12 protein-coding genes are annotated in these 12,142 nt (G+C 68.7%); 4 read left to right on the forward strand and 8 right to left on the reverse strand.

The annotated features are described in order from the left end of the window. Nucleotides 1-487: Sir2 family NAD-dependent protein deacetylase (locus tag LGY53_RS24935; RefSeq protein WP_305082755.1), on the forward strand; the 487-nt coding region annotated here is incomplete at its 5' end. 12 nt (nucleotides 488-499) lie between these two features. Here LGY53_RS24935 and LGY53_RS44210 read toward each other — a convergent pair. Both LGY53_RS44210 and LGY53_RS24945 read right to left on the reverse strand, forming a co-directional pair. Then, nucleotides 500-1,810: a protein kinase gene (locus tag LGY53_RS44210; RefSeq protein WP_308102992.1), complete on the reverse strand. Its 1,311-nt coding sequence runs from the start codon at nucleotides 1,808-1,810 to the stop codon at nucleotides 500-502. Next, nucleotides 1,807-3,330 (reverse strand): putative glycoside hydrolase, encoded by a 1,524-nt coding sequence (locus LGY53_RS24945; protein ID WP_225729140.1) that lies wholly within the window; start codon nucleotides 3,328-3,330, stop codon nucleotides 1,807-1,809. The genes LGY53_RS44210 and LGY53_RS24945 overlap by 4 nt, the downstream gene beginning before the upstream one ends. Nucleotides 3,331-3,513: 183 nt before the next feature. Here LGY53_RS24945 and LGY53_RS24950 point away from each other — a divergent pair, with 183 nt between their 5' ends. Continuing rightward, nucleotides 3,514-4,509, forward strand: coding sequence for a polysaccharide deacetylase family protein (locus LGY53_RS24950; RefSeq protein ID WP_225729141.1), 996 nt, complete (start codon nucleotides 3,514-3,516; stop codon nucleotides 4,507-4,509). On the opposite strand, the gene LGY53_RS24955 is transcribed toward LGY53_RS24950, so the two are convergent. From LGY53_RS24955 to LGY53_RS24980, 6 genes are all read right to left on the reverse strand, one after another. Further along, nucleotides 4,503-5,150 carry a hypothetical protein gene (locus tag LGY53_RS24955; RefSeq protein WP_225729142.1) on the reverse strand — a complete coding sequence of 216 codons (648 nt, stop codon included), beginning with the start codon at nucleotides 5,148-5,150 and terminating at the stop codon, nucleotides 4,503-4,505. The two genes, LGY53_RS24950 and LGY53_RS24955, sit on opposite strands and share 7 nt — an antisense overlap. 116 nt (nucleotides 5,151-5,266) lie before the next feature. After that, on the reverse strand, nucleotides 5,267-6,334 hold the full coding sequence (locus LGY53_RS24960; RefSeq protein ID WP_225729143.1) for a hypothetical protein: 1,068 nt from the start codon (nucleotides 6,332-6,334) through the stop codon (nucleotides 5,267-5,269). 123 nt (nucleotides 6,335-6,457) lie between these two features. Then, nucleotides 6,458-7,009, reverse strand: a complete 552-nt coding sequence (locus tag LGY53_RS24965) for a hypothetical protein (protein ID WP_225729144.1) — start codon at nucleotides 7,007-7,009, stop codon at nucleotides 6,458-6,460. 1 nt (nucleotide 7,010) lies between these two features. Then, nucleotides 7,011-8,162, reverse strand: coding sequence for a hypothetical protein (locus LGY53_RS24970; RefSeq protein ID WP_225729145.1), 1,152 nt, complete (start codon nucleotides 8,160-8,162; stop codon nucleotides 7,011-7,013). Between the two features lie 25 nt (nucleotides 8,163-8,187). Continuing rightward, entirely contained in the window at nucleotides 8,188-8,622 is a 435-nt protein-coding gene (locus LGY53_RS24975; RefSeq protein WP_225729146.1) for a FixH family protein, read from the reverse strand. After that, complete coding sequence (locus LGY53_RS24980; protein ID WP_225729147.1) at nucleotides 8,619-10,112, reverse strand: hypothetical protein; 1,494 nt, start codon at nucleotides 10,110-10,112, stop codon at nucleotides 8,619-8,621. The genes LGY53_RS24975 and LGY53_RS24980 overlap by 4 nt, the downstream gene beginning before the upstream one ends. 132 nt (nucleotides 10,113-10,244) lie before the next feature. On the opposite strand from LGY53_RS24980, the gene LGY53_RS24985 reads away from it, so the two are divergent. Together LGY53_RS24985 and LGY53_RS24990 are read left to right on the forward strand one after the other, a co-directional pair. Beyond that, nucleotides 10,245-11,489, forward strand: coding sequence for a sensor histidine kinase (locus tag LGY53_RS24985; protein ID WP_225729148.1), 1,245 nt, complete (start codon nucleotides 10,245-10,247; stop codon nucleotides 11,487-11,489). Continuing rightward, nucleotides 11,486-12,142 (forward strand): response regulator transcription factor, encoded by a 657-nt coding sequence (locus LGY53_RS24990; RefSeq protein ID WP_225729149.1) that lies wholly within the window; start codon nucleotides 11,486-11,488, stop codon nucleotides 12,140-12,142. The genes LGY53_RS24985 and LGY53_RS24990 overlap by 4 nt, the downstream gene beginning before the upstream one ends.

Consider the following 12,142-nt stretch of genomic DNA (forward strand, 5'->3'; position numbering starts at 1 on the left):
TGGCAAGGCGGAGGAGGAGCCGATACCGGGTTTGTATCGGCGACGACGACAACGCGGCCAGGCGGCGAGCTGGACCGTGGAGGCGCCGGATGGGACTTCGACACAGGGCCTAGAGGTGGCGCCGGACGCCGACGCGGTGGTCGCGGACACCACGGGCTTCGTGATGGTCGATTGCGCGCGCTGCGGCGGCATGCTCAAATCGGACATCGTGTATTTCGGCGAGAATGTGCCGAAGGATCGAGTCGCCGACGCATACGCGGTCGTCGAGTCGGCGGATGCGCTACTGGTCGCCGGATCGTCGCTGACCGTACTCTCCGGGCTGCGATTCGTCCGGCACGCCGCCAAACTGGGACATCCGGTTGTCATCGTGAATCGCGGCCGGACCAGGGGCGATGAGCTGGCCGCGCTCACCATGCACGCGGGATGCTCACCGATGCTGACGGCATTGGCGGACCGGCTCTCGGCGCGGTTCGAGATCCCCGCCTGAACTCCGCCGGGATCAACCGGGCGAGCCCAGCCGGGGCGCGGTCGGCACGCCGGACGGCGGCGATTCGGTGGTCGGCGAATCGGTAACGCTCGGAACGGGATTCGAGGTGTGCGCGCGATTCGAGTAGTGGTCGTACAGCACCCAGCCGGTGACGAGGGCGATCAGCACGATGACGATCACGGTCGTACTCATGCGGTCCCGCGATCCCGGCTGGGCGGCCACCGATTCTCCGTCACTCGCAGCAGGTTTCGGCGGATCCGCCGGAGATCGGTGTTCGGACCGTGCTGCCTCCCGCCGCTGTTCGGACGAACCAGGTTTCGGCCGATCCCCCTGCGGCCGTTGCCCGGCCGACTTATATTTCGGCCGCGCCGCATCCGGTTCCGGCGCGGCACACGCACCCGCCGGGTTCACCCTGGTCGGTCCGGTTCGCGAAAACTTCGGCCCCGCAGCTCCTTCCAGTGCCGCACCGGCCGCGACCAGCAACTCACCCGCCGAGTCGTATCGCGCGGCCGAATCCTTGGCCATCCCGCGCGCGATCACCGCGTCGAATGCCACCAGCCCGGCATCCACCGCCGTCGGCCGCGGCGGCGGTGCGGAGAGGTGCGCGGCGATCTGCTGTTCGACGCTGCCGCCGGGATACGGCTGCACACCGGTAAGGCATTGGTACAGAACACAACTCAGCGAATACACATCCGAGCGGGCATCGCAGACGCCGCCGGTCAGCCGCTCCGGAGCCATATAGGCGAAGGTGCCGATCGCCGACCCGACGGTGGTCAGCGCACTGTCCCCTGCCGCCACCGCGATACCGAAATCGATCAGGTACGCGAACCCGGCCGCGGTGACAAGGATGTTGGACGGCTTGACATCCCGGTGCACCAGTCCGGCCGCATGCGCCGCGTCGAGCGCACCGGCGATCTGGCCGAGCCGTTCGACGGCCACCGCGGCGGGGAGCCGTCCCTCGGCCGCGAGCAGCGTCCCGAGATCGGCGCCCTCGACCAGTCGCATATCCAGGAACAGCCGTCCGTCGATTTCGCCGTACGCGTGAATGGGCACGATATGCGGCTCGGTGAGCCGCGCCGTCGCCCGCGCCTCACGGCGGAACCGCTCGCGATATATCTCGTCGTGCGCGAATTCACGCGGCAACACCTTCAGCGCGACGGTGCGGCTGGTCTCGGTGTCGTATGCCCGGTAGACCTGCCCCATACCGCCCGCGCCGAGCAGCTCGAGCAACCGGTACCGCCCGAACGGCGTCCCATCCACGCTGTACGAGTACCACATTCGGCCGTGCCGTTTCAGCGCGTCGGCGGAATTCGGCGAATTCAATCCAGATGGTATGTGACCGTTGGACTCCAGAGAAAATAACTGTCGACATTCGCCGCCGCGCAGGCAGCGATTTGCGCCTGCACCTGAGCCGGTCCGTAATCGACGCCGAGGCTGAAATCCTGCAGCCACGGCACCAGTTTCGCGCCGGTGCCGGCGAGTTTCCCGGTGAAATCGGCCAGTGCGCGGTACACGATGTCGTAGGGCTGGGCATTGGGATTCGCCACGCCGTATTCGCCCGCGTTCCAGTGCGAGGGATACAGCATCGGCGACACATAGTCGAGGCTCTTCGCCATCGCCGGAATATCCTGCGCGATCTCGTCGGGCCGGGTGGCGGCGATACCGAAGACGGCGGCGCTCAAATAGGCACCCGCATCGCGAATCGGGTCGCGGCTGTCCCGCAGGAAATCCGCGATGGATATCGACGGCTCCTGTGTCGCGCCGGGAAAACGCATCTGCGACAGGTTCCCGTCCGGGCGCCGAATGTAGTCGTACATGATCCCGTCGAAGCCGATCCGTGCCGCCTCGACCGCGAGATCCGTGTTGTACCTGCGGATTTCGGGTCGAGCGAAATTCGTGAACGCGATCGGGCCGTAATGGCTGGCGTACGGCTGCCCCGCCGGATTCTGGATTACCCAGTCGGGATGCCCTGAGCGCCAAGCCCATCCGGCCACGGTGGGATCGCGGAAGGCGACGATCCGGCCGACCACCTGCAGGCCGAGGTCGTGCAGTTGCTTGACCGCCGCGCGCGCGTCGTAGATGCTCGCGACCGCACCGGATTCCCGGGCCAGCGGCACCTGCGAGTCGTAGCCGACCACACCGTCCTCGTCCTTGATATCGAGCTGTACGGCGTTGATGCGGCCCGCCCGCGCCAGCCGCAGCACCCCTTCGCGCAGCCCGTCGTCGGCCCAGCCATACGCGGTCACATGCACCGCCTTGATCGGCGGCACCGTGACGGTCGCCGTAATATCCTGTGCCGCTTCATTTCCCGCGGCGTCGACGGCCACCAGCCGGGCGCCGACCGGCGCCCGCGGCAGCGTCAGCTCGAAGGAACCGTCCTCGCTCACCCGGGCGACCTGATCGCCGACGCTCACCCGCTCCGCGCCGATCGCCTTGCCGCGCACCGTGACCGGATGCCGGTAGGACAGCGCGGTGACCGGCTGGAGTTGGTCCAGACGGGGCGGTTTGCTCTGCACGGTAAACGTCGTGGTGACGCCGGGACCGGTGCGCAGGAAGCTGAGCGAGCCGCGCGGCGGGATGGTCGCGGCGAGAGTGTGTTTGCCGTCGGGCAGATAACCGGGCTGGAAATGGACGACCGACCCGTCCACCCGGCCGCTCACCGGTTCGCCGTCGAGCGTCAGGCGAACGGCATGCGGATCGTTGCCACGCGCGTCAACCTGAATATCCAAGCCCGGCAACGCTTTCGCACCGACCGGCCCGTTCGGCACACCGGCCACCGGCAGCCGCTCCGGCTCGGCCCTGACCGCACCGACGGCCACCGAGACGACCAGGAGCGACAACACCGCGGTCAGCGTGGCCAGCGTCAAACGGTGTCTGCCGCCGCCGGGCCGCCCGCGCCGGCCAACCGTCCTGGAGTGCCGCCCTGTCCGCCGGATCCGTTCGAGCAACGCGCGCACCAACTTTCGTTCGTCGATGCCATTACTATCGCGCAAACGAAATCGCGACGCGCGGCTATTGTTGGATCGATGACGCGTCCGTTCGCGCTCGGCAGCCGAATCTGCTCGGCGATCATGGTTTTCCTGATCGCGGGCTGCGGCGCGCCCGCGTCGCGGCCACCGGCCGAAACGAGCAGCGCAGCGCCGCAGGCCGCGCCCGCTCCGGCGCCGATCGACGCCGACGAGCTCGGCGTCGTGCCGATCTTGATGTACCACCAGGTGGTGGCGGACCCACTCGGCGAATACGACCAGACCCCGGACAAATTCCGCGCCGAACTGGAACGACTGCATCGCGAGGGCTACCGACCGGTCACCGTATCCGATTACCGCTCAGGGCATCTCGACCTGCCCGCGGGTACGCATCCGGTGGTGCTCACCTTCGACGACTCGACGCGCAGCCAGCTCACCCTCGGAGACGGCGGCGCGCCGACACCGGACTGCGCGGTCGGCATCCTCCAGGAATTCGGCGCGCGGTATCCGGATTTCCGGCCCACCGCAACGTTTTACGTGAACAACGACCCGTTCGGCGGCGATCCGCGCGCACTGCCGTGGCTGGCCGCGCACGGCTACGAGATCGGCGCGCACACCGCGACCCACGCGAACCTCGGCAGGCTGGACCGCGCGGGCGTGCAGCGCGAACTCGTCCAGAATCTGCGCGCGATCGAGGCCGCCGTCCCCGGCGTCGCGGTGCGAACCATGGCGCTGCCGCTCGGTGTCTACCCGGCCGATCGCGCGCTGGCCACCGCCGGTAGTTGGGACGGGCGCGACTACCGGTTCGACGCCGTCCTCCTCGTCGGCGCCGAACCGGCACCGTCGCCGTACGGCAGGCTCGACCCCGCCGCGCTGCCCCGAATACGTTCCGGCAGAAGCCGAGTCGCATTCGATTCGGGCTACTGGCTGGACCGGCTCGCCGCGAACCCGGACCAGCGCTACACATCCGATGGCGGCACGGCCACCGTATCGTTTCCGAAAAGCCGTGCCGCCGAACTCAATCCGCAATGGGCGAGCCGGGCCCGCCCCTACTGATCGATCGAAACCCACCCCGGCCACGGCCGGGGACCGACATCACCGCGGATACAGGCCAGCCGGTGTGCGCTCTGCCCGCGCAATCCCGGATCGGCCGCCGCGGCCACCGTGCCCTCGACGACCATCCGGAATTCCTGGATGTCGCGCAACAGATAGCAGCCCGGCCACCGGGTGACGTCCTGGCCGTACGCCTGGCAGAATTCGGCGTATTCCGGTGCGGTCCGCCAGCCGAACGACCACAGCTCCATCGATATCCGCACCAGATCCCACTCCGGCGGCCCGATCACCGCCCGCTCCAGCGCGAGCGGAATGACCATCGCACCATCGATGACGATCAGCTCGTCGAGCGGTGCCGAACCGCGGATGACGCACCACGGCCTGCCGAGCGGCATACTGTCCCACCGGCCGGACAGCTCGGCCAGATGGCCGGTGAGCCAATTCCGCTCGTCCGCGTCCAGTATCCGCGCCGCGGCGATTCCGGCCGCCATGCCCGCGAACGGATCCAATTGGGCGAGTTCGGTATTCCGTGGCCGGGGTAGCCGGTGTAGGTGTTTGAGGGATTCCGCCGTCGCGGCGGGCCCGGACAAGCCGGGATCGGTTCGGGTGGAGAGCGCAGTTCTTCGAATTCCATTGTCCGGCATCGCTGAACTCCAGTCACTGCCGTGCCTGTCGACTGCTGGTCTTTGCTCACTACCTGGCGACCACGTTCGGGCGCCCCTCCAAGGGTACGTCGAACGGCGTTCCACTACTTCGTGTTTCAGCTTCCGGACGACGTGGCAGCCGGTTGGTCCATGATCTGTCCAGTACCGGTCGGCCGGGTCAGCCCGGCCCTGGTGCGATACCGGATCAGCAGCCAGAGCAGCACCGCCTCGGCGATCGCGGTGAATACCGTGAGGAATTGGCTGAAGTAGCTGGCCAGCACGTTCACCACGGTCAGCGAGAGAACGGTGGACCAGATTCCCACGCGCACACCGATTTCCGCGCGGCCGCGCAGCCACGTCACCGCACCGGCCGCGTACCCGATCGCGACTATCAACTCGGCCACCGCGGCGATCGACAGACCGACAAGGGCTTTCCAGCCGTGGTGCTGCGATGGGTCGAGCATGTGATCGAGTTGCCGCCACGGCGAATGCCAGCCGGAGATCACCACCACCGCGGCCACCAACCGCACCAGCGTCCACACGGAATGGCCGAGCATCACCGTGATCAGCGCGACCCGCAGGAACGGCAGCGGCAGCAGCGCCGCCTCGATCCGCACCGCGGCGTGGGCGATCCTGGTGCTCAGCGCGGAACGGTTGTCCTCGTGGGTGGTGTTGAGGTAATCGGTGAGCGCGTCACACAATTCGATCATGTCGGGCCCGAAGCCGCTGCGGTCCAACCGATTCAGCCGATCCAGCAGGTTCGCCCGGCGCTGCGGGCCGATCCTGGAGCCGACCTCCGCGCCCACCTGCTCGGTGACCTCGCCGAGTATCACCGACGGCGCCTGCACCCGTTTCCTGGCCGCGTACCGGGCGACCAGCACGATGAGCAGGAAGGCCAGATAAATAATGGGCGCGGCGAGCGGGAAGAAATAATCGTTGTCCGCGGTGATGAATTTGCCGACCTCGTCGATGAACAGGCCGAGCCCGACACCGGACAGCACCGCCGCGGTATTCAGTGCCGCGCGGCCCGTGAACAACAGGAATACCAGGCAGGCGATCACCAGCAGCAACCCGCCGAACAGCGCGTGCGCGATGTGATAGGTGCTGCCGCCGATCTTCGGATACCCGGATGCCATCAAATACAGCCGGGTGATCACCACCGTCAATCCGAATCCGACGGCCATCACCGTAACCAACCGCCCCGATTCGGAACGCCATCTCATCGTCGTCAATCGCGTACCGAACATTGGGACACCATGGCACAACTGCCCGCCCGTCCACCACCGCCATCGATATTTTCCGGCGAGCTACAGCGGCGCCGCCGCGGCCAGCCGGCCCGGCCGCACCCGACGCCACGCGATGGCGAACAGGGCGATCAGCCCGAGCACCGGCAGCGCGCATACCGCCCAGCTGGCGGCGATCGGCGGACCGGGCTGATCCAGGACCGTCAGATTCTCGAGCGCGCCCGCGCCGTGCCCGGCGGGCCCGTCGATCTCGAATCCGATGCGGTAGGTGCCCGGCGCGTCGAACGCGCGAACGTCCAGCCCCCAATCGTCGCGCTCGCGGGGATGGCGGACCAGCGGCTCGACCTCGCGCCCGCCCTTGAAGCCGGGACCGTCCAGCACGAGTTTCCCGGATTTCCCGGCGATTCCGCCATCCGGGGTGAAGGTGAAGTCCAGCGATTTCATCGCGCGCAGCGGCCATACCGAGAAGCCGAGGGTGACCTCGTACGGCCCGGCCTTGACGTGCTCGGTGTGCACGACGGTCACCGGGGTGACCGCGGACGCGGGCGTCGCGGGGAGCAGCAACGTCAGCAGTGTGACACCGAAAACAGCTGCGAGAGTGCGTAATACGCGCATATCAGCGACCCTCCCTGGACAGCGCGGCCAGTTCGTCGTAGCGCAGCAGCAGCGCGAGGCGCTGGCCGAGGAATCCGGCGAGCGCGCCGATCGCGATACCCCACACGCCAACGGTCACCAGGCGCGAGATCGACGGCGTTGCCAGATGCACGAGGAGCACACGCTGCAACGGGAACGTCACGCCGATCACCAGACCGCTCACTCCGCCCATCAAGGCGGGCAACCAGCGGGTGGGCCAGCCGCGCCGCAGCGCCTGCCAGCGGATCGCGTCCACCGCCACCGCGGCGATGATCAGGCATAGCGGGATAGCGCTCGGAATCGACGGTGGATGCGCGCCGAGGCCGTCACGCAGCGGCAGACCGACCCAGTCCGCGTAAACCCTTGCCGCCCACGGGGAAAACCACCACAGCACCCCCTGCATCGCACCCAGCGCCACCGCGACGAGCACCGCGCCGTACGGCAACCGCAGCACACCCGCGGACAGGATCAGCAACAGCACGACGAAGAAGATGGTGCCCAGCGTCCGCGGATCGACCGGCAACGGCAATGCCGCGAACGCCAGCACGGTGATCGGGGTGAACGTCATCAGGATCGGCACCGCGAGCACGAAACCCGTTCGCCCCCACAGCTGCTCACGCACGGCCGCGAAGATGATCAGGCTGCCCGCCATGGTGATCGACATGGACAGGAACAGCGCGATATGCGGCGGCGAATTCAGCACGGCGTCGAAACCGTAGATGGAATGCCAGGCGAGATCGAGCAGGCCGTACAGCAGGAACGACGCGGCCCCCGCACCCGCCACCAGGTAACCCAGTGGCGCGGTGAACATTCCGCCGAATACCCGGACCGGGACGCCGCCGCGGAATTCGGCGATGTCGCGGCCGGCGCGCTGGGCCGCGGTGGCCCGCAGCACCATCGCCAGGCTGGCGAATCCGGCGATCCCACTCCCGGAGTACAGGAACAGGTGCGGCAGCGTGAAGAAGGTGTCGGGGCCGACATCGGTGTGCCACTGCACATCCCAGCTCAGGCCGACCAGCGTGACCACGGTGCCGAGCAGCACCGTCAGCGCGCCGGCGCGTTCGGCGTCTATCCGCAGCGCCCCGACGGCGGACCGCGGCCGGGCAACCCCGCCCGGATGGGCCGCTATGTCCATGAATAGTCCTTTCTCACAAGGTATTTCAGTTGCCGACCGTGACCGGCACGATCACCCGGTCGGTGCCGGACCGGTCGACGAGGGTGACGGTGATCTGCCACTGACCGGCCATCGTCAGCTCGATACCGTCGGCCCGGAAGCGCCCCGGGCCCACCGGTTTCGCGGTGACCGCGCCGATGGCGTGACCCATCATCGCCATCACCGGCTCCACCCGCACCTGCTCGAGGGTTGCGGGTGCGCCGTGCGCATCGCTGATCTCGAGGTCGAATGCGGTTGTGCCGACCCGCAAGTCGGCCGCGGTAAGCACGACGGTGTGCTGTGCGCTCGCCGAGGTGAGCACCGCCGGCCCGCCGCTCGACGGCCACAGCGACCAGACCAGCGCGGCGACGGCGAGGATCAGCGCGGCCACGACGACGAGAACGGCGGACCGGCGTCGCACCGGCGGCTGACGAATTGTCATGGTGCACCCCCATTTTCGGATGACGCGTGAATATCGACGGTCACCGGCACCGTCAGCACCCGGTAGCCGCGCTCGGCCTGGATCCACACCCGGTACCGGCCCGGCAGCGGGAACCGGTAGGTGAACGGCACGGCCGGACCGAGATTCGCGACGGTCTCATCGGGTGGGCTGTCGCCGTTCACCGGTGCGATGTTGTAGATCATCGAACCGGAACTGCCGTTCATCGAATGGACGTGTGCCAGCAATTGCGCGCGTTCGGCTGCCACGCCCGCGGGTTCGGCGATGTCGAGCGGGCCCGCGACGATCATGTGCCCGGTCATGCCGAGCCACGGCTGCAGCTCGGCGCGGTCGCCGAAGGTCGCGGTGATGGTGACCGGCGCGCCCGCCACCGCGTCGGTCACCGCGATATCGACCGGCGCGTCGCCGAGCGAACGCCGCCCCGCGCCCGCGGGATTCGTCACCGGGACGGTGGCGCTCCCGGCGACGTCCAGTCCGACCGCGGCGCGGACCTGCTGTACGCCGCCGCCGCGCCGGGACAGTTCAGCGGCCACCGCGTAGTGGCCCGGTTCCGGCGCGGGCAGCCCCACCTCGAACACACCGGGGGCGATCCGGATCGGATGTACGTGCGAAAGGCGGCCCGACGGCGAGATCAGCAACAGGTGCATCAGCGCGCTGTCGTGCACGATCAGATCGTCCACCGGATAACCGGTTGCGGCGTCGGACAATTCGATCGTCAGCTCCGCGCCGTCCGGCGAAGTTCGTTGCGCGACGGTCAGATTCACCGGCGGCCTGGAGAAGTTCACGATCGGCGGCTGCGACCTCGCATACGGGTCGGTGACATTGCCGACCGTCGGATCCAGTTGCACGCCGGGCTGCGGCGGCAGCGGGAATATCACCGAGAGCACCGCCGCGGTCACCGCCACCGCGATGCCTGCGACCAGCCCGGCCCCCGGGAGCAGCGCCCATCCGCCGCGCCGCGACCGGGTGGCGACCACCACCGTCGCGACGAGACAGATTCCGGCGGCGGCGAATCCGCCGTAGACGTAGCGCTCCGGCGGCGAGGTCACCTGCGGGCTCGCGACGAACGGGATGCGCGCCACCCGCGTACCGTCATCGATCGCCAGTTCCCATGGGCCTGCCCGATCCACCGGCAGCGTGGTGCCGTACATGCCCGGCGTGCCGGGCAGATCCACCGTTCCCCTCGGCGCCGAACCCGGTGCGCCGCCGGTGAACAGCGCGCTGATCGTCAGCCGCCCGGCTCGGTCGCCGTCGTGGCTCACCACATCCACCCGCAACGGTCCGGGCACCGAGGTGATCCGGCGCAGGATCACGGTGAGCTCGCGCCCGTCGAAGGTCTGCGCGACCTGGACGTCACCACCCGACGACGGGCTGTCCGCGACCGCCGGGCCCGCGCCGCCGAGCGCGATCAGGCCCGCGCACAGCAGGATCGCGCCGATATCCCGCAATCGGGCGCACATCGTGTTCATCATCGTGCACAACGCTAGGAGTGGCATTCTCCTCGGGCATCACCGCAGGAGGTGATCGCGAATCCCCCGCCAGAGTGATGATCGGATCGCCGCGATCTGCCACGATGCGGCCGAGACGGAAGACGGTGGATTGATATGTGGGGTCCGGGCGGTGACGTCGTCAGGTCGCTGGCGCGCCAATCGCAATTGGTGGCGCTCGGCGCGCTTTTCGCGGATCTGGCGCCGCTGCTGCTGCGGTTTCCCTCGGCATCGGGTTCGGTGGCGTACTGGTTGGTCTGCATCGCGGTCATCGTCGCAGATCTCGCGCTCGCCGCGCCCGCGCGGTGGTCGGGACGGATCGCGGTGGCGCACGCCGCGGTAATGCTGACCGCGGGAATTCTGTTGTACGACACCCCCGCTCGCTACGGCGGCAACGACGCGGGGGTGATGATCGCGGGCTACCGCGTGGGCGCCTGGCTGCGCGGCGTGCCCGGAATCGCCGCGATGGCAACGCTGTTGGCGGGCGCGATCCTGACCCGAATGCACAGCGGCGATTTCGATCTCGCCCATTTGTCCATCGTCGGCGTCAAGAGCTCGATACTGCCGTGGCTGGTCGGCCGCTACACCACCGCGCGCCGCGCCTACCTCGCGGAGCTGGATCGCAAGGCCGACAACGACCGTCGCGACGCGCAGCAGGCCATCGCGGAGGCCGTGCTCGACGAGCGCCGCGCCATCGCGCTCGACCTGCACGATATGATCTCCCACCACGTCAGCGCGATCGGGGTGCACGCGGGCGCCGCACGGCTCGGCCTGGCCGCGGCGCAAGGCGAGTCCGGCGCGCGAAACTCTTCGGCCGCAACGCGAAACGGCACGCTGGTGCTGGCCAAGGCGCTCGACGAGGTCGAAAGTTCCAGTCACGCCGCCATGGACGACCTGCGCCGCATGCTGGACCTGCTGCACGGCAACGACGGCGACGGTATGCGCCAGCCCGGCCTCGCCAATCTGGACGAGCTCATCGACGGGGTGCGCGCCGCCGGGCTGCGGGTCCGAATGGATATCACCGGTGCGCATTTCGCGCCGCTGCCCGGATCCCTGGACATCGCCCTCTACCGCATCACCCAGGAGATGCTGACCAATGCCCTTCGGCACGGCGACGGTTCGGTGCACCTGCGCATCGAGCGCGACGCCACCGGGCTGACCGTATCCAGCGAGAACCCGCTGCCGCCGGATCCGGCCCCGGCCGCCGATCCGGTCACCCATCGCGGGCTGGCCGGAATCCGGCGGCGCGCGGTACTTTTCGACGGCAGCGTCGACCACGGGCCGGATCCGGCGCGCCGCCGCTGGCGCACGGCGGTCACCTTTCCGCTCGCGAAACCGGTTGCGGGCAAGGTGCTGTCGTGACGGTGCGAGTGCTGCTGGCCGACGATCACGCGACCTTCCGGTCCGGGCTGCGGCTCGCGCTGCAGACCCAGCCCGATCTGTGCTGCGTCGGCGAGGCCGGGGACGGGCGCACCGCGGTCGCGGAAACCCTTCGGCTACAGCCGGATATCGTGCTGCTCGACGTCCGCATGCCGAAACTCGACGGGCTCGGCGCCGCGGAGGCGATCCTGGCGGTGCCCGGCGCGTTCGCCAAGGTCGTGGTGCTCACCACCTACGATCTCGACGACTACGTCTACCGCGCGCTGCGGGCCGGCGCCAGCGGATTCCTGTTGAAAAGCATGCCGACCGCGGAACTCGTCGCGGCCATTCGGGTCGTCGCGCGGGGTGACGCGCTGATCGACCCCTCGGTGACCAAACGGCTGATCGACCGGTTCGCGGGCAGCCTGGCGCCGCGCCGGGAACCCGTTGAACTGCAACGGCTCACCGCACGCGAACGCGAGGTGCTGCTGCTGCTCGCCGACGGCAAAGCCAATGCGGAGATCGCGCTGTCGCTGCGGGTGAGCGAGGAGACCGTCAAAACCCATGTCTCCCGGATACTGTCGAAGCTCGGGCTGCGAGATCGGGTGCAGGCCGTGGTCTACGCGCACGTGAACGGGCTGGTCGCCGGATCGTAG

The organism is Nocardia sp. JCM 34519.1, from assembly GCF_020361265.1.
In the GTDB taxonomy this organism is placed as follows: Bacteria; Actinomycetota; Actinomycetes; order Mycobacteriales; family Mycobacteriaceae; genus Nocardia; species Nocardia arthritidis_A.

Bases quoted from the DNA above. Each gene is read 5' to 3' on its own strand.
- LGY53_RS24950 (WP_225729141.1), top strand. From the start codon at position 3,514: ATGACGCGTCCGTTCGCGCTCGGCAGCCGAATCTGCTCGGCGATCATG.
- LGY53_RS24960 (WP_225729143.1), bottom strand. From the start codon at position 6,334: ATGGCCGTCGGATTCGGATTGACGGTGGTGATCACCCGGCTGTATTTG.
- LGY53_RS24980 (WP_225729147.1), bottom strand. From the start codon at position 10,112: ATGATGAACACGATGTGCGCCCGATTGCGGGATATCGGCGCGATCCTG.
- LGY53_RS24955 (WP_225729142.1), bottom strand. From the start codon at position 5,150: ATGCCGGACAATGGAATTCGAAGAACTGCGCTCTCCACCCGAACCGAT.
- LGY53_RS24965 (WP_225729144.1), bottom strand. From the start codon at position 7,009: ATGCGCGTATTACGCACTCTCGCAGCTGTTTTCGGTGTCACACTGCTG.
- LGY53_RS24975 (WP_225729146.1), bottom strand. From the start codon at position 8,622: ATGACAATTCGTCAGCCGCCGGTGCGACGCCGGTCCGCCGTTCTCGTC.
- LGY53_RS24985 (WP_225729148.1), top strand. From the start codon at position 10,245: ATGTGGGGTCCGGGCGGTGACGTCGTCAGGTCGCTGGCGCGCCAATCG.
- LGY53_RS24970 (WP_225729145.1), bottom strand. From the start codon at position 8,162: ATGGACATAGCGGCCCATCCGGGCGGGGTTGCCCGGCCGCGGTCCGCC.